This window comes from Streptomyces sp. NPDC014801, from assembly GCF_043082085.1.
Taxonomy (GTDB): Bacteria; Actinomycetota; Actinomycetes; order Streptomycetales; family Streptomycetaceae; genus Streptomyces.
In genome coordinates this window covers 388725-405509 of record NZ_JBIBXG010000004.1, presented here as the reverse complement: position 1 = coordinate 405509, position 16785 = coordinate 388725, and the positions used below count along the sequence as shown (strand labels likewise).

The window sequence follows — 16785 nt, the reverse complement described above, 5'->3', positions numbered from 1 at the left end:
CCGCTTCGACGTGCTGATGCGAGCAGTGTGCCATGACGGTTCCAGGGAGCACACAGCACTCTGCAACTTTCAGAGTGACACTTGCCAAGTGTTCACGGCGGGGAGATAGTGGCAAGCGTGATTCCGTCCGCGCCCTTAGGAACAGACGCCGCCGCAGACCCGATCGGTCTCGGTGCCGCCACGGGAGTGAACCCTCCGGGGAACGCTGCCGCGCGCCGGTTCCGGTTCGAGCTGGCGGCGCATCCGGCTTCCCCGGCGCGCGCCAGACGGCTGACGCGGGCCCGGCTCACCGGCTGGTCGGTGGGCGAGGACACCTGTGACACCGCCGCGCTCGTCATATCCGAGCTGGTCACCAACGCGATCGTGCACACGGCGAGCAGCCGCGTGGTCTGCGAGCTGCACGACCACGACGACACCGTGCGGATAGCCGTGCGCGACGAGGGCTGCGCGCCCGGCGATCCCCGTCCGGCCGCCCAGCGGGGCGAGGCCGAGCACGGCCGGGGTCTGCTGCTGGTCGACGCGGTGTGCCAGGCCTGGGGAGCCCAGGAACACGGCCCCGGGCTGCTGGTGTGGGCGGACCTGTCCCGCCAGGCCGACACCCCCGGGACCCCGTCGGAGCCGTGCAACGACCTGGGCTGGGGCACCCGCCCCAAGCCCGGCCCGGCCGACGGCACCGGCGAGGGCGACGACGAGGGGAAGGGCGACGCCGGCGAACTGAGCGCCGCCGCGCCGGCCGACTGGGGAGTGATCCTGGCCCCGGAGGAGATCCACGGACCGACCGCCCCGCAGTGGGGCCCGGCAGCGGCCGGACACCAGCCGGGCCTGGGGACGACCCAGCGGACCGGACAGCAGCCGGACCCAGGGACGACCCAGCGACACCGGGGCCCGGGCGCGGCCCCGCAGCAGGGGGACCCACGAGTGTCCGCGCCGGGGCGCGAAAGGGGGCGGCCGTGAACACCGGACACGGTCACGGCCAGGTACTTTCCATGAACACACTCGTCCAGCTCACGCGCCGGCTGCATCGGCCCGCGGCACCTCGCCGCCTCGCCGTCCCGGAGGGCATGACCGCCCCGCTCGGCTGCGACGCCGTGGCCGTGCCCGCCCGCTTCGGCCCGCTGCTCCTGCCCCGCCTGCCGCGCGTCGGATGCGTCTACGCCGACGAGGCGCGCTGGTGGTGGATCGTCCCGTCCGACTCCGACTACGCCCTGGAGTGGCCGGCCCCCGCGCACTACGCCACCGGCGCGATCCTCCCCGACTCCGGCCCCCCCGCCCATACGCCGGGCCTCATCCACCGCCCGGACGACACCGTTCCGTACACCCCGCCGATCCCCCTCTATCTGGCCCTGTGCCGGCTGACGGGCACGACGCCGACGTGGTCGCGTCCGGTCAGCGCGTGACGTCTTCCGGCCTGGTCGGCACGTGACGTCGTCGGCCCGGTCGGCACGTGACATCGTCGGCCCGGTTGGCACCTGACCTGGCCTCGCCCGGTCGACGCGTGACGCCCGCGGTGGCGGGTCGCAGCGGTCGCGGCGGCCCGTAACGCCGGGACGAGCCGGCCTCGGTCTCGACCACCGCCCCCGCCTCGCGCGCACCCGGACACGCACACCACCGCGCCGCGCTCCCGCACCCCACCCCCACCCCGCGCACGCCCGCGCTCCCGCATCCCGCTCCGCGTACGCCCGCGCACCCGCACACCTCGCCCCGCGCGCGCCCCGCTCCCCCACCCCCCGCTCTGCGCCCTCCCCCGCGGCCCGTCGGCCCCGCGATAGTGGGCCCTTGGCCGGAATCGGGGGAGGTCACGTGGGCGGCGGCGAGCAGGACGCGGACCGGCGGGAGGTGTCGGAGTCGGAGCGGCTGCTGTTCGGCGGGCCGCTGCGCTACGACATGGGCTGGAACCGGCACGGGGACGCGTTCCTGGAGCTGAACCTGCGCGCGATGGTCACCCGGCTGCCCGCCCTGCTCGGCTCCAGCCTCCGACTCGCCCGTCAGGCCGACCGCCGGGCCACGCGTACGGTGCTGCTCGCCGAGACCGGGCGCGGCCTCGGGCAGGCGGTCGGCCTCCTCGCGGTCAACAGCGTGCTCGGCCGCCTGCTCGGCGAGGGCCCCTTGGAGGCGCGGCTGCGGGGCGCCGCCCCGGCGCTGGTCGCGCTGTCCGCCGTACTGCTGCTCTCGGCGCTGCTGCACGCGGCGTCGACGTATGCCACCGGGCGGCTGGAGCCGAAGGTGGAGCGGGTGGCGACGGAGCTGTACCTGGAGCGGGCCGCGAACGTCGAGCTGGCGGCGATCGAGGACCACGCCTTCCACAAACTGCTGGACACGGCTCAGTACGGTGCCTCGTCGGCCCGCCGGATGATCATGTACGGCACGCGCGTGGTGAACGCGGTGATCTCGCTGGTCGCGGCGGCCGGCGTGCTCACCGTGCTGCACCCGGCGCTGCTGCCACTGCTGGTCACCATGACCCTGCCGAGCGCGTGGAGCTCGCTGACCAACGCGCGGCGCCGGTACGCGTCGTTCCACACCTGGGTGCAGCACGCCCGCGCCGGGCACCTGCTCAGCAGCCTGCTGACCGAGCCGCAGGCCGCGCCGGAGATCCGGGTGCACGGGGTAGGCCCGTTCCTGCTGCGTCACTTCCGGGCGATGTCGGAGACGGCGGAGGCCGAGCAGGCCCGTCTCGCCCGGCTCGCCGCCCGTACCGGGCTGATCGCGGCGTCCTGGACGGGCCTGGCGACGGTGGCCACCTACGCCACCCTCGGCGGACTGCTGCTGACCGGGGCGATGGCGCTGTCGGTGGCCGGCACGGCGGTGGTCGCGATCCGCAGCGGCTCGACCAGCCTGAACACGCTCGTGCTGGAGATCAACGAGCTGCACGAGGAGGCCCTGTTCGTCGGGGACCTGGAGAAGCTGTACGAGGAGGCCGCCGAACGGGCCATTCCGGTGGGCGGCGATCCCCTGCCGGAGGATCCGCGGGAGATCCGCTTCGAGAACGTCACCTTCCGCTACCCGGGCGACGCGGCGCGCCCGGCACTGGACGACGTCACGCTCACGCTTCCGCTGGGCCGGATCATCGCGCTCGTCGGGGAGAACGGTTCCGGCAAGACGACGCTGGTCAAGCTGCTCGCGGGGCTGTACCGGCCGGACGGCGGCCGGATCCTGTGGGACGGCGTCGACGCGGCCCGGGCCGACCGGCGGCTGCTGGCCGAGCGGGTGGCGATGGTCGCGCAGGACTTCAAACGGTGGCCGTTCACCGCCCGCGTGAACGTGGCGATCGGCCGCTCGTCGGCCCCGCTGACCGAGGAGCGGCTGACGGCGTCGATCAGGCAGGCCGGCGCCGAGGACGTGGTCGCGGACCTGCCGCGCGGCCTGGACACCCTGCTGGCCAAGCACTTCTCCGGCGGCCACGAGCTGTCCGGAGGGCAGTGGCAGCGTCTCGGGATCGCCCGGGCGGCCTACCGGCGCGGGCGCATCCTGATCGTGGACGAGCCGACGGCGGCCCTGGACGCCCGGGCCGAGGTCGAGGTCTTCGACAAGATCCGCGCGCTCGCCGCCGCGGGGCAGACGGTCGTCCTGATCACGCACCGCCTGGCGTCGGTGCGCCACGCGGACCTGGTGCACGTGCTGGCCCAGGGCCGCCTGGTGGAGACCGGCACCCCGGAGGAGCTCCTGGCCAAGGGCGGGCTCTACGCGGAGCTGTACGCGCTCCAGGCGGAACAGTTCACGCTGAGGGTGGGCGGCAGGGAGACGCCGGGGGCAGGGGCGCGACGGGAGGACCCGGCCACTGCCCGGAAGGACGCCGAGGACAAGGTCGCCGGGCGAGAGGACGCCGTGCACAAGGTCGCTGTCCGGGAGGACTCCGGGGCCCTGGCCGCCGCCCGGGAGGACGCCGAGGACAAGGCTGCCGTCCAGGATGGCCAGGGGGCCTTCACGGCACCGTGCGCGGGGCCAGAGGACCCGGCGGTGAAGACGGCGGTGCCCGCCCCGAGAGGTTCGGCGGCGGGCTGACCTGCGGCGCGCGACGCGCGCATCACTCCGTGGAGTCCCCGCTCCGGACGATCACGAGGAACGTGTCGCTCGCGAGGTCCATGACAACCTCGGCGGGCAGACCCTCCTGTCGCCGCGCATGCGCGAACTCCTCCGCGGGCCACGATCCGCGCGGCCCGCCTGCGGGAAAGCGTTCGAGCACCGTTCGCCCGTTCACCATCTCGCACCTCCACAAAGCGTTGTCCGTGTAGGAGTTAACGCCCTGCGGAGGTCTTACGGCTCGCTCAGTGACCCGACTGAGACGTAGTTGACACTCGTTCACCGCGAAGGGTGAGGTTCCGCATACGGAACGCACCCGTCCGGCACGAAGCGTGTCAGTCCTCGTACTCGTCGTGATAGCGCACCGGCACCCTTGTCGCCTGCCGTCCGAGCACCGTCAGATCCAGCAGACCGCCGATCGAACCGAGGCCGTCGAGCTCCCCGTCGTACGCCGCATAGGTGTGGAAGACGCGGTCGCGCTCCCGCAGGAAGCAGCTCAGAGCGGGTCGCTCGGTGAGAGAGCCGTCACTCTGCTCGAGGGTCACCTCGAAGTCCTGGTTGAAATCGGTCTCGTACGACGAGTACCAGGGCAGCGTCCATCCCATCCGCGCCTTGAACGGCAGGATGCGGGTGAACGGCGCCCGGGAGACCGCCGCGAACGACGTTCCCCTGGCGTGGAGATGGGCGAGATGCCCCACTTGGTCCAGAAAAGCGGAGCAGTGGCGGCAGCCGCCCTCCCACTCCGGGGCGAACATGAAGTGGTAGACGACGAGTTGCTCCCGCCCCTCGAAGAGGTCGAGCAGCGTGGCCTTGCCGTCGCCGCCCTCGAAGACGTACTCCTTGTCGACCTCCACCATCGGCAGCCGGCGCCGCTCCGCGATGAGCGCGTCCCGCGCGCGGGTGACCGCCCTCTCCTTGACCAGCAGTTCCTCCCGCGCCGCGCGCCACTGCTCGCGCGAGACGACCTCCGGAAGCGACATGAACCCTCCTGTGACAACGGTCCGTTCCCAGGAGGTGACCGGCGGCCGGCGCGGAACTCATCGGCGCAGCGGAAAAATTTCCCCGGCCGCGGGGGCGGACGAGAGGTGGCCGAGGAGTTCGGCGAGGCGCCGCTCGTGCCGCGGACTGAGGCGTCCGGTGTCGTCGAGCTGGACCGCGCACGCGGTGGCGGTGTCGACGAGCTCTTCGAGCACGGCGGCGACCTGACCGCTGCCGGCCGAGTGCCGTGCGAGCGGGGGCAGTTCGGCGGCGGCGAGCGCGCTGGCCGCACGGGCCTCGGCGAGGGTGCGGTAGGCCTCGCGCCGCAGCACCCAGCGGACGGGGCGCGAGCCGGGACCACCGGGGCCAGGAGGAGACGGAGCGGCCCCCTTCCCGGATCCGGGTCCGGCCGCGGTGAGGACGTGCGTGAGGTAGGCGTCCGCCGCCCCGGCCGCCACGGCGAGCCGGTCCCGTACGCCACCGCCGCGCTGCCCCGGCACCGGCAGATGCCCGACGACCAGCACGATGGCGCAGGCCAGCAGCGTCTCCCCGAGCCGGCTCCACGACGCCTGCGGCTCGCCGCCCACCATGACGAGCGCGAGCACCAGGACGGTGACGACGGCGGTCTGCGCGGCGAAGTGCCGGGTGGCGACGGGCACGAGCGCACCGCACACGGCGACCAGGACCACGAGCCCGGCGGGCCGGGGCAGTACGGCGGCGAGCGCGGCGAAGACGACGGCCCCGAGCACGGTCCCGGCGGCCCGGCACAGCACGCGGGAGGCGAGCGGGCCGAGGTCGGGCTTGACGAGGAAGACGGCGGTGGCGGGCAGCCAGTACCAGTGACTGTGCGGCCCGTACCACCTGAGATGGTGCAACGCCTGCGCCACGGCGACCGCGACCCCGAAGGAGAGCGCCACGCGCACGCCGTACTCGCGCCCACCGCTCCCGAGGACGAGGCGCAGCACCTGGCGGGTGCTTCGCCGCGGGGTGGGCACGGGGGTGCCGTGCCCACGGTCGAAGACCTCGGCGGCGCGCAGGAGTGCGTCGTCGAGGGCGCGCAGGGCGGGTGCGGTGCGGCCCGGTGCGGGCACGGGCCCGACGGGGACGTTGTCCCGCACGGCGGCGGCGAGCCGCCGGACCCCGTCACCGGCCCGGTCCGCGACCGGCTCCCCGGCCCACGCCAGCGCGGTGGCGGCCTCGGCGAGCGGCAGGGCGGCGCCGTACTGCGCATGCAGCCGTCGCTCGGCGGCGGAGGAGGCGTACCTCCGGACCCGCGGCCCGGACAGGCAGTCCTCCGCATGGTCGAGGGCGGCGGTGAGCGCGATGCGCCGCGCGGTGGCCGACGGCCCCCCGGCGGCGTCGAGCAGTGCGGCGACGGCGTCGTAGACCCGGGCGACGGCGTCCCGCTCCCCGTCGAACCGGAAGTCGAGCCGCCCCACCGGCCGCCGCGTCTCGCAGCGGATTTCCCGGCCGAGGAACCCGAACAGGCCCTTCCGGCCCGCAGACCGCAACCGTCCCTCCCCCGCGACGGCCCCGGGCGAGGGCAGCGCGAGCCGCAGCACCAGCAGCCACCCCGCCCCGCCGAGAAAGCCGAGCCCGCGCAGCCACCCGCTCTCCGCCAACGGCATTCCCGCCCCGACGGCCGACGCGACCAGCAGCTGGGTCCCTGCCGCCGATGCGACCGGCCCCACGGCGCCGACTCCACCGGCGACCAGCCCGAGCGCGGCGAGCCCGAGGGTGAGCAGGACGGCCTCGGCGTACTGGGCGCTGTACGTCCCGACCACGAGCCCCATGGCTCCGGCGAGCGCGGGCACCCCGATCCGCCGCACGGCCGCCCGCCGGCTCCCGGGCCGGTCGTTGATGCCGGCGAACATCGCCCCGATGGCGGCGACGACCCCCAGACCCGTACGTCCGAGGCCCAGCGCCACGACCAGCAGCGGACCGGCGGCCAACGCCCCGCGCACCACGGCATTCCACGGCACGGGCCCCCGCTGCCCACGGAACGCATGCGCGAGCCAGGGCGGAAGGGCGGCGGCGGGAGCGGTACGGCGGAACACGGCAGGGCCTCCTGTCCGGACGACGGCGGGGGTACGCCTTCGGACAACGGCGGCCGAGCGGGTGTGCCACCCACGGTAGATCGCGTTCTTGGCCGGACGGGGACGATGGTGTTTCGGGGATGTGACGGATGTGGCCTGATCCGGCCTTGCGGAGCGGCGGCCCGGAAGTTCAGCCGCTCGCGTGCCGGCGTCGCCGTTCCGCAGCGAAGACGGCCTCGGCGGCATCGACGGCCCCCGCCAGGGCGTCCGGTCCGGCTCCCGTGGGCAACGAACCGATGATGCCGTCCACTTCCCGCAGCCCCGCCCGTTCCAGCAGCCGCTTCTCGTTCGTCACCCACTCGCCCCGCGCCGCCAGCCTGGCGTGACCGGCCTGCAGGGCGGCCGTGGCGATGGCCCCGACGACCTCGGTCAGCCGGCCCGCGGGGGCGTGGTTGGCCTTCGCATACGCGAGGGTGGCGCTGGCCGTGCCGTACCAGCGCTCGGCAGCGGCCGCGCGAAGCTTCGGAGGGTATGCCCGAGGCCGGGGCAACTGCCCCCGCAGGACCTGGTTGACGGCGAGTTCGGCCACGACCAGGTAGCTCGGAATGCCCGCGAGGTGGAAGAGCAGCGGTTCCACCCGGAACCGTCCCTCCTGCGCTTCCGCGAGTTCGTGGTCGACCACGTCGAGGTCGCGGTAGTGCACGTCGACGCGCCGCCCGTCGATCGTCAGCCACGCCCCGCCGTTGAAGACACCCCCGCCCCAGCCACCGACCTCGGAGACCTCCCCCTCCCAGCCGACGGCACGCAGATCACCGGGATCGAAGGCCCCCCGGTAGTAGACGGCAAGGTCCCAGTCACTGTCGGCCCGATGCGTCCCCTGCGCCCGGGACCCACCGAGCGCGACGGCCCGGACGGCGGGCAGGCCGGCGAGACGGTCGGCGGTGGCGTCGAGGAAGGCCTGGTCGGTGGGAGAGGGCTGGGAGGGCACGGACGACACGGGCGGGGCTCCAGCGGAGGACGGGGCCGGGATCGGGATCGGGATCGACCGCAGCGTACGTGGGGTGTGGCGGAGGCGCGAGGCGATTTATCCACGTGCGGTGACCGCGCCGTCCGGGCAGGATCGGCGGGTCGTTTCTCCTGAGGAGGCCCTTTCGTGGACACCCGGCCGCAGGTCGCTCTGCGCCCCGCCATCCCCGCCGACGCCGAGGTTCTCGCCGGTGTGTATCTGCGGTCGTTCGATGCCGCGCTGCCTCAGGTGGTGCGGGCGCATTCGGACGCTGAGGTGCGGGGGTGGTTCCGGTACGTCGTGGTGCCCGAGTTGGAGACGTGGGTGGCCGAGGAGGGGGGTGCGCGGGTCGTCGGGCTGATGGTGCTGGACGGGGGTGAGCTCGCGCAGCTGTATCTGGAGCCCGAGGTGCGCGGGTGCGGGATCGGGGACCGGTTCGTCGCGCTGGCCAAGGAACTGCGGCCGCGGGGGCTGCAATTGTGGACCTTCCAGGTCAACGGGCCCGCCCGGCGCTTCTACGAGCGGCACGGTTTCGTCGCGGCCGAGTTCACCGACGGCAGCCGCAACGAGGAGCGGGAGCCGGATGTGCGGTACGTCTGGGCGCCCTGACCCGGCAGTCGGTCGGTGCGGCCGGTTCCCGTCCGGCGTCACTTCGGGCGCGGATGCGTGTCGGTCAGTGTCCGGCGTACCGGTCCGTCGCCGCCACCAGTGCCTCCTGTACCCCGGGCGCCCCCGCGTCGTGTCCGGCCTCGTCGACGATCAGCAGTTCGCTGCCGGGCCAGGCGTGGTGCAGGCGCCAGACGGTGCCGAGCAGGTTGCCGAAGTCCAGGCTGCCCTGGACGAGGGTGCCGGGGATGCCCCGGAGCAGGTGCGCGTCCCGCAGCACCGCGCCCTGATCGTCGAGGAAGTGGTCGTTGGCCCAGTAGTGCGTCACCGTGCGGGCAAAGCCCGTCCTGAACCGCTCGTCCTCGAACCGCGCCACCGAACGCGGTGGCGCCGGGATGATCGCCGTCTCCCAGTCCGTCCAGGCCCGAGCGGCCCGACGGCGCGTCCCGGGATCGGACGACTCCAGCAACCGGTGGTAGGCCGCGGCCAGATTTCCGGCGCGCTCCTCCTCGGGCACCTGGGCCAGGAAGCTCCGGAAGGCATCCGGGAAGATCTTCCCCAGTCCTCTGGTGAGCAGCTCGACCTCGGCGTTCGTCCCCGTCGCGACACCGGTGAGCACCAGCTCCGACACCGCTTCCGGATGTGTCTGCGCATACCGCAGGCCGAGCATCGACCCGAAGGACACCCCCCACACCAGCCACCGCTCGACCCCGAGATGCCGGCGCAGCAGCTCCAGGTCGGCGAGGAGGTGCTCGGTGGTGTTGACGCTCATGTCCGTGGCGTACGCGCTCGCATGCGGTGTCGACCGTCCGCAGCCGCGCTGGTCCAGCAGCACGATCCGGTACGCCTCCGGGTCGAACAGCCGTCGCGGATACGGCGTGCACCCGGATCCCGGCCCACCGTGCAGCACCAGCGCGGGCTTGCCACGCGGGTTGCCGCACGTCTCCCAGTAGACGCGGTTGCCGTCTCCGACGTCGAGCATGCCGTGCTCGTACGGCTCGATCTCGGGGTAGAGGGCCATCCGCGCACCGTACGTGGGCCCGCGCGCCCCGGTCACCTCAATTTGGTGATCAGCCGGTGTGCGGCAGCCCGGCCGCCTGCGCCGCCGTGCGGAGCACGTTCCGCAGCATCTCGGGGGTGAGCCGCCCCGTGAAGGTGTTGCGCTGGCTGACGTGGAAACAGCCGAAGAGCCTGAGCGGGGCGCCGCCATCGTCCTCGGTCTCCGTGCCGTCACCTCCATCACCGCGGTGCAGCGTCACCTGCGTGCCGTGCGCGAACGCAGGCCGTGGGCGCGGCACCGGCCAGCCCGCCTCGGCGAACGCGGGCAGCGCCGCCTGCCAGCCGAAGGCCCCCAGCACCACCACCGCCCGCAGCGTGGGCCTGAGCAGCGTCAGCTCCTGCACCAGCCAGGCCCGGCAGGTGTCCCGCTCCTGAGGCGTCGGCTTGTTCGCGGGCGGCGCGCAGTGCACCGGCGAGGTCACCCGCACGCCGTACAGCTCCAGACCGTCGTCCACGCTGACGGCGGTCGGCTGCGAGGCCAGCCCCACGTCGTACAGCGCCTGGTACAGCACGTCCCCGGAACGGTCGCCGGTGAACATCCGTCCCGTCCGGTTGCCCCCGTGCGCGGCCGGCGCCAGCCCGAGGATCAGCAGCCGCGCGTCGGCCGGGCCGAACCCGGGCACCGGCCGCCCCCAGTACGTCCACTCGGCGAACGCTGCCCGTTTCGTCCGCGCCACCTCCTCCCGCCAGGCCACCAACCGGGGGCAGGCCCGGCATCCGGCGATCCGCTGGTCCAGGTCGGCGAGTCCGGAGGCTGTGCTGGGGGTCATGGCTCCACGGTAGGCGAGGGCAGGAAACCCGTACGGGACACCCGGCCCTGAGAGTTAAGGTCGGAAACATGGTTGCTGAAGGTGCGGACCACGAGACGACGGACACGGCCGGCGGGGGCGGTGCTCCCGGGGGCGCGGGGACGTCCCGTACGGCTGGCCCGGCTGGCTCCGGTCCGACGGGCTCCGGTGCCACGGGCTCTGGTCCGGCGGGCTCTGGTCCGGCGGGCGCGGACGCCGACGCCGCCGCGTCCTCCGTGGACGCCGCCGCCCCGCAGGAGATCACGGATCCGAAGATCGCCGCTGCCGTGGCGGCCGCCGAGGCCGCCGGGCCGGGGCCCGGGGAGTCCGTCCGGATCGACAGCTGGATCTGGGCCGTGCGGCTGATCAAGACGCGTTCCCTGGGGGCCACCGCCTGCCGTGGCGGGCACGTGCGGGTGAACGGCGAGCGCGTGAAGCCGGCGTACAACGTCCGCGTGGGCGACGAGGTGCGGCTGCGGCACGAGGGCCGGGAGCGGGTCGTGGTCGTGAAGCGGCTGATCCGCAAGCGGGTCGGAGCGCCCGTGGCGGTCCAGTGCTACATCGACAACAGCCCGCCGCCCCCGCCTCGCGAGGCCGTCGCTCCCGCGGGCATCCGCGACCGCGGTGCCGGCCGCCCCACCAAGCGCGACCGCCGCGAACTCGAACGGCTCCGGGCGCTGCGCGGCCTGTCCGGCATGGGCGGCAGCGGTACCGGAGGGTCGGGACGCCGCTGACGCGGGGCACCGGCGGCCGGCACCTCCTGCGAAGCCGCCGGTGCCGGTCACCGCCGCCCGTGCCGGTCACCGCCGCCGGGTGCCCGTCGACGTCGCGGGTGCCGTTCGACGCCGCGCCAGTGCCGCTCAGCGCCACGCCGCCCCGGCGCCGGTCAACGCCGCCGCAGCTCAGGGTCGCCCACACGCTCAACGCCGCCCGTACCGCCTCACGCCGCCCGTACCGCCCGCACCCATATGCGGTCCTCCGTCAGGTAGCGGTCCACCTTCAGGCCCTCCTCCGCCAGCGCCTGCTCGAACTGTTCCCTGGTCAGTGGCCGGGTGCGGAAGGTCTGGGTCCAGACCGCGTCCGGGAACACGTACTCGCACAGCACCTCGTTGACTCCGTCCCCGACCGGCTTCGCCGAGGCGATCCGCACGGTGAAGCCGCTCGGGTCGACGCGTTCGCGCGGCACCTCGGTGTGGTAGTCCTCGCCCTCCCGCTGGATCAGCACACAGCCCCCTTCGGCGAGGTGCCGCACGCAGGTGCGCAGCAGCCCACGCCGCACCTCGACGTCCCCGGAATGCACGAGGAACGACGCGAGCAGCACCACGTCGAATCTCTCGCCGAGGTCGAGGTCCTCGATGGGGCTGCATATCGTGCGTGCTCCGCGCACGTGCTCCAGCATCTCGGCCGACTCGTCGACCGCGGTGACCGTGAAGCCGCGCTCCAGCAGCCGGTGGGTCATCCGCCCGACGCCGCTGCCCAGCTCCAGGATGCGCGCGCCGGGCGGCACGGCCCCGGCGATGATCTCCGGCTCGTCCCCGATCGGCAGCCGCGTGTACAGCTCGACCGCGCAGCCGTCCGGGGTGATCGGCCCCGGCCCCGTTCCCTGATGTCCTGCTCGCTTCGTCCGTCCCATGCCCGTTCAACGGCCCGCTCCCGGACGGCCGTTCCCCCATGCCCCTTCTTCACCCGTTCGAGCGAAGACCCTCCGTTCGAGGCCCGCCCGGAGACCACTTGGTGCGGGCCCCGGGCAGGAGTACGTTGCAAGGAGGAGTGGTGATCGCGATGCGTACCGGGAGTGAGCCGACGACAGCGCGCAGTGCCCTGCGGATGCGCTTCTGGCTGAGCGTGTGGGGCCTGATCTGGGCGGTCGCGGGAACCGCGGCGTTCGCCCTCGCCGGGCGGCCCGGGTGGGCGGCGGCCTTCGGCGTGCTGTGGGTGGTGATCACCGTCGACATGACGGTGATCCTGCGGCACATGCGGCAGGGCCCGCACTTCCAGCCCGGCCCGGACATCCCGCCCTACCGGCCGCCGGAGCAGCGCCGGCGGTGAGGGCGGGGCGGCCTGCGCATCGAGCCTGACGTCTAGGCATCGCAGCGGGGGCTCACGCGTCGAAGCGGGCCGCCTTCAGGTACCGCGGGTTCGGGTCCAGCGCGGCCGCCAGCCGGAAGTGCCGCCGCGCCTGGTCGTCACGGCCCTGGCGCTCGTAGGTGCGGGCGAGCGCGAAGTGGGCGTAGGCGTTGTCCGGTTCCCGCTCCAGGACGATGGTGAATTCCAGCTCTGCGGGCCGCAGTTGCGCGGCGGCGAAGAACGCGCGGGCTCGCAGCAGCCGGGCGGCGGTATTCTCCGGGTGCGCGGCGATCACTCCGTCGAGCAGCTTCACCGCGCCCCGCGGATCGCGGGCGGCGAGCAGTTGCTCGGCGGCACGAAAGTCGATGACGTGTGTTTCCGGAGTACCTCCGGTCGAACCGCTGGTTTGGGGCACGGAGCATTCCTTCCCTCACTCGAGGGCTTCAACGCCCCGTCCGAGTACCCCTATTCCTGCGCCACCCTCGCCGATCACGGGGTCTGCCGGGACTCCCCCGCCCTGCGCGCCAGCTCCTCCCAGACCTCCCGCACCCGCCGCTGCAGCCGCTCCAGCGGCACGTCGTTGTCGATGACGATGTCGGCGATCTCCAGGCGCTTCTCGCGCGAGGCCTGCGCGGCCATGCGTGCGCGTGCGTCCTCCTCGCTCATGCCGCGCAGCCGTACGAGCCGGTCCAGCTGCGTCGCGGGGCTCGCGTCGACGACGACGACCACGTCGTACAGCGGCGACAGGCCGTTCTCGGTCAGCAACGGGACGTCGTGGACGACGACGGCGTCCTCGGCGGCGGCCTGCTCCAGTTCGCGCGAGCGTGCGCCGACCAGCGGGTGCACGATCGCGTTCAGGGCGGCGAGCTTGGCGGGGTCGGCGAAGACGATGGAGCCCAGCTTGGGCCGGTCGAGTCTGCCGTCGGCGGTGAGCACCTCGGACCCGAACGTCTCGACGACGGCGGCCAGGCCGGGTGTGCCCGGCTCGACGACCTCGCGGGCGATACGGTCCGCGTCGATCAGCACGGCCCCGCACTCGACGAGCAGCCGCGACACCTCGCTCTTGCCGGCGCCGATGCCACCGGTCAGGCCCACAGTCAGCATGAGCGGAAGCTTAGGGCCTGCGGCCGACGGCCCGCCCCGTGGGCCGCGTCACGCCGGCGCGGCCCCCGCAGGGCGTGCCGCGGCCTCAGAGGTCGCCTTCCCGCTCCGCCAGGAAGCGCTCGAACTCGCGGCCGATCTCGTCGGCCGAGGGGATCTCGACCGGCTCGGCGAGCATGTTGCCGCGCGTCTCGGCGCCGGCCGCGGCGTCGTACTGGTGCTCCAGGCCCTGCACGAGGGCGGTCAGCTCCTCGTCGCCCTCCCGGATCTGGCGGTCGATCTCGGTCTGGGTGCGATGGGCGTCGTTGCGCAGGGAGTGCGCGATGCCTGGCAGCACCAGCCCGGTGGCGGCCGTGATGGCCTCCAGCACGGTGAGGGCCGCGTCCGGGTACGGCGAGCGGGCGATGTAGTGCGGGACGTGCGCGGCGACGCCGAGGACGTCGTGGCCGGCCTCCATCAGGCGGTACTCGATCAGGGCCTCGGCGCTGCCGGGCACCTGGGCCTCCTCGAAGGGGCTGCGGTGGCCCGGGACGAGGTCGGTGCGGTTGCCGTGCGGGGTGAGGCCGACCGGGCGCGTGTGCGGGACGCCCATGGGGATGCCGTGGAAGTTCACCGACAGCCGGACCCCGAGCCGTTCGACGATCTGGCGTACGGCGGCGGCGAAGCGCTCCCACTCCACGTCCGGCTCGGGGCCGGACATCAGCAGGAAGGGGGCGCCCGTGGTGTCCTGGACGATCCGCACGGTGATGGCCGGCTCCTCGTAGTCCGTCCAGCGGTCGCGGCGGAAGGTCAGCAGCGGGCGGCGGGCGCGGTAGTCGACCAGACGGTCGTGGTCGAAGGTGGCGACGACCTGGTGGGGCAGCGCGTCGAGCAGCCGGTCGACGATCTGGTCGCCGGTCTCCCCCGCGTCGATGTATCCGTCGAAGTGGTAGAGCATGACAAGTCCGGCCGATTCCTGGGCGAGCGCCATGTCGACGACGGCCAGCCCCTTCGGCTCCCACGTGTACAAACCCTGCGGATCAAGCACAGTGACCGCTCCTCCTCGTGTCCGAAGAGAACAACGAGGAACGCAGCGTGAGCATTCCCGTGATCACGCCGCACGAGGATCCGAAGATCAAGAAACGCGGGGCGCCGGCAACGCCCCGAAGGGGCGCGAGGTACTGCGTGACCAGCCACGACGGACCGGCACCGGCATCCGCGCCGCACCCACGTCCGCGCCCGAAACCGCACCGGACCCGCACCCGCACCGGCACCGGCACGGCACCGGCACCCGCACCCGCACCCGCTACCCGCAGGACGACAGGCGTCCGGCAGACGCCACCACGCATGACCGAGGGGCCGCACCTCGAAAGGTACGGCCCCTCAGCAACTACCGGCTGAGCCTCAGCGGCAAGCGATCAGCTCTGGCCGCCGGCCAGCTTCTCGCGCAGCGCGGCCAGCGCCTCGTCCGACGCCAGGGCGCCGGAGGTGTCGCCACCCTCGGAGGAGTACGAGCCACCGGTCGCGGCCGGAGCGGCAGCCTCGCCACCCTCGGCAGCGGCCTGGGCGTCCGCCTCGCGGGACTTGATGACCTGCTGCTGGTGCTGCTCGAAGCGCTGCTGCGCCTCGGCGTACTGGCGCTCCCACTCCTCGCGCTGCTTCTCGTAGCCCTCGAGCCAGTCGTTGGTCTCGGGGTCGAAGCCCTCGGGGTAGATGTAGTTGCCCTGGTCGTCGTAGGACGCGGCCATGCCGTACAGGGTCGGGTCGAACTCGACCGCCGTCGGGTCGGCACCGAAGGCCTCGTTGGCCTGCTTCAGCGAGAGGCTGATGCGGCGACGCTCGAGGTCGATGTCGATGACCTTGACGAAGATCTCGTCGTTGACCTGGACGACCTGCTCCGGGATCTCCACGTGGCGCTCGGCCAGCTCGGAGATGTGGACCAGACCCTCGATGCCCTCGTCCACGCGGACGAACGCACCGAACGGAACCAGCTTCGTGACCTTGCCGGGCACGACCTGGCCGATCTGGTGGGTGCGGGCGAACTGCTGCCACGGGTCTTCCTGGGTCGCCTTCAGCGACAGGGAGACACGCTCGCGGTCCATGTCGACGTCGAGAACCTCGACGGTGACCTCCTGGCCGACCTCGACAACCTCGGAGGGGTGGTCGATGTGCTTCCAGGACAGCTCGGAGACGTGGACCAGACCGTCGACGCCACCCAGGTCCACGAAGGCACCGAAGTTGACGATCGAGGAGACGACGCCGGAACGGACCTGACCCTTCTGCAGGGTGGTGAGGAACGTCTGGCGGACCTCGGACTGGGTCTGCTCCAGCCAGGCACGGCGGGACAGGACCACGTTGTTGCGGTTCTTGTCCAGCTCGATGATCTTGGCCTCGAGCTCCTTGCCCACGTAGGGCTGGAGGTCGCGGACACGGCGCATCTCGACCAGGGAGGCCGGGAGGAAGCCGCGGAGGCCGATGTCGAGGATGAGACCACCCTTGACGACCTCGATGACGGTACCGGTAACGATGCCGTCCTCTTCCTTGATCTTCTCGATGGTGCCCCAGGCACGCTCGTACTGGGCGCGCTTCTTCGAGAGGATCAGGCGGCCTTCCTTGTCCTCCTTCTGGAGGACCAGGGCCTCGATCTCGTCGCCGACGGCGACGACCTCGTTCGGGTCGACGTCGTGCTTGATCGAGAGCTCTCGGCTCGGGATGACACCTTCGGTCTTGTAACCGATGTCGAGCAGGACCTCGTCCCGGTCGACCTTCACGATGACGCCGTCGACGATGTCGCCGTCGTTGAAGTACTTGATCGTCTCGTCGATCGCGGCGAGGAAGGCTTCCTCGTTACCGATGTCGTTGACCGCTACCTGCGGGGTGGTGGCGGTGGTCTCGGTGCTGCTCGTCATGTGGAAAAGGGCTCCGGTACGGACATTGAAGTCGTAGGTACTGCTACGCCGGAGCCCGTTTCGCTCTGCAGAAGCCGGACAGCCAAGGAAGCGCCACACTCCGAGCACCAGGTGCCCTGTGGCGCCTCGACAACCGAGGGGACATACAACAGATGCGAGCGCAGCCTGCTACGTCTGAGGTGCGCAGGCCCGCAGCGCAACTTGTAGCATACGGGCGCGGCCGGGCAGGGTCAATGCGC

The 16785-nt window shown here is 72.9% G+C and carries 16 protein-coding genes; 6 read left to right on the top strand and 10 right to left on the bottom strand.

Annotation, left to right across the window (positions count from 1 at the left end):
* Positions 1–186: 186 nt before the first annotated feature.
* The 3 genes from ACF1AL_RS11255 to ACF1AL_RS11245 all read left to right on the top strand — a co-directional run bounded on the left by ACF1AL_RS11255 (position 187) and on the right by ACF1AL_RS11245 (position 3999).
* On the top strand, positions 187–954 hold the full coding sequence (locus ACF1AL_RS11255) for an ATP-binding protein (protein WP_391825824.1): 768 nt from the start codon (positions 187–189) through the stop codon (positions 952–954).
* Between the two features lie 32 nt (positions 955–986).
* A complete protein-coding gene (locus ACF1AL_RS11250) occupies positions 987–1397 on the top strand; it encodes a hypothetical protein (protein WP_391820622.1) in 411 nt (136 codons plus the stop codon).
* A gap of 487 nt (positions 1398–1884) precedes the next feature.
* On the top strand, positions 1885–3999 hold the full coding sequence (locus ACF1AL_RS11245; RefSeq protein WP_391820656.1) for an ABC transporter ATP-binding protein: 2115 nt from the start codon (positions 1885–1887) through the stop codon (positions 3997–3999).
* 353 nt (positions 4000–4352) lie between these two features.
* On the opposite strand, the gene ACF1AL_RS11240 is transcribed toward ACF1AL_RS11245, so the two are convergent.
* From ACF1AL_RS11240 to ACF1AL_RS11230, 3 genes are all read right to left on the bottom strand, one after another.
* On the bottom strand, positions 4353–4997 hold the full coding sequence (locus ACF1AL_RS11240) for a DUF899 domain-containing protein (RefSeq protein ID WP_386420710.1): 645 nt from the start codon (positions 4995–4997) through the stop codon (positions 4353–4355).
* Positions 4998–5054: 57 nt separating this feature from the next.
* On the bottom strand, positions 5055–7052 hold the full coding sequence (locus ACF1AL_RS11235) for an FUSC family protein (RefSeq protein ID WP_391697391.1): 1998 nt from the start codon (positions 7050–7052) through the stop codon (positions 5055–5057).
* Positions 7053–7221: 169 nt separating this feature from the next.
* Positions 7222–8028 carry a nucleotidyltransferase domain-containing protein gene (locus ACF1AL_RS11230; protein ID WP_391825823.1) on the bottom strand — a complete coding sequence of 269 codons (807 nt, stop codon included), beginning with the start codon at positions 8026–8028 and terminating at the stop codon, positions 7222–7224.
* 156 nt (positions 8029–8184) lie between these two features.
* Here ACF1AL_RS11230 and ACF1AL_RS11225 point away from each other — a divergent pair, with 156 nt between their 5' ends.
* Positions 8185–8646 carry a GNAT family N-acetyltransferase gene (locus tag ACF1AL_RS11225; protein ID WP_391825822.1) on the top strand — a complete coding sequence of 154 codons (462 nt, stop codon included), beginning with the start codon at positions 8185–8187 and terminating at the stop codon, positions 8644–8646.
* Between the two features lie 64 nt (positions 8647–8710).
* On the opposite strand, the gene pip is transcribed toward ACF1AL_RS11225, so the two are convergent.
* Together pip and ACF1AL_RS11215 are read right to left on the bottom strand one after the other, a co-directional pair.
* Entirely contained in the window at positions 8711–9664 is a 954-nt protein-coding gene (gene pip / locus ACF1AL_RS11220) for a prolyl aminopeptidase (protein ID WP_391825821.1), read from the bottom strand.
* 49 nt (positions 9665–9713) lie between these two features.
* Positions 9714–10472: a uracil-DNA glycosylase gene (locus ACF1AL_RS11215; protein ID WP_391778757.1), complete on the bottom strand. Its 759-nt coding sequence runs from the start codon at positions 10470–10472 to the stop codon at positions 9714–9716.
* Positions 10473–10726: 254 nt separating this feature from the next.
* Here ACF1AL_RS11215 and ACF1AL_RS11210 point away from each other — a divergent pair, with 254 nt between their 5' ends.
* A complete protein-coding gene (locus ACF1AL_RS11210) occupies positions 10727–11224 on the top strand; it encodes an RNA-binding S4 domain-containing protein (protein WP_391820619.1) in 498 nt (165 codons plus the stop codon).
* A gap of 206 nt (positions 11225–11430) precedes the next feature.
* On the opposite strand, the gene ACF1AL_RS11205 is transcribed toward ACF1AL_RS11210, so the two are convergent.
* On the bottom strand, positions 11431–12123 hold the full coding sequence (locus ACF1AL_RS11205) for a class I SAM-dependent methyltransferase (RefSeq protein WP_391825820.1): 693 nt from the start codon (positions 12121–12123) through the stop codon (positions 11431–11433).
* Positions 12124–12272: 149 nt separating this feature from the next.
* On the opposite strand from ACF1AL_RS11205, the gene ACF1AL_RS11200 reads away from it, so the two are divergent.
* Positions 12273–12539 carry a DUF6343 family protein gene (locus ACF1AL_RS11200; RefSeq protein ID WP_366835832.1) on the top strand — a complete coding sequence of 89 codons (267 nt, stop codon included), beginning with the start codon at positions 12273–12275 and terminating at the stop codon, positions 12537–12539.
* Between the two features lie 52 nt (positions 12540–12591).
* Here ACF1AL_RS11200 and ACF1AL_RS11195 read toward each other — a convergent pair whose 3' ends face one another.
* From ACF1AL_RS11195 to rpsA, 4 genes are all read right to left on the bottom strand, one after another.
* Positions 12592–12972, bottom strand: coding sequence for a tetratricopeptide repeat protein (locus tag ACF1AL_RS11195; RefSeq protein WP_366835833.1), 381 nt, complete (start codon positions 12970–12972; stop codon positions 12592–12594).
* 74 nt (positions 12973–13046) lie between these two features.
* The gene (gene coaE / locus ACF1AL_RS11190; RefSeq protein WP_391820617.1) at positions 13047–13661 is read right to left on the bottom strand and encodes a dephospho-CoA kinase; all 615 of its coding nucleotides are present in this window, start codon (positions 13659–13661) and stop codon (positions 13047–13049) included.
* 85 nt (positions 13662–13746) lie between these two features.
* Positions 13747–14685 carry a PAC2 family protein gene (locus ACF1AL_RS11185; protein WP_391820616.1) on the bottom strand — a complete coding sequence of 313 codons (939 nt, stop codon included), beginning with the start codon at positions 14683–14685 and terminating at the stop codon, positions 13747–13749.
* A gap of 370 nt (positions 14686–15055) precedes the next feature.
* Positions 15056–16546, bottom strand: coding sequence for a 30S ribosomal protein S1 (rpsA, locus tag ACF1AL_RS11180; RefSeq protein WP_103782508.1), 1491 nt, complete (start codon positions 16544–16546; stop codon positions 15056–15058).
* Positions 16547–16785: the final 239 nt, after the last annotated feature.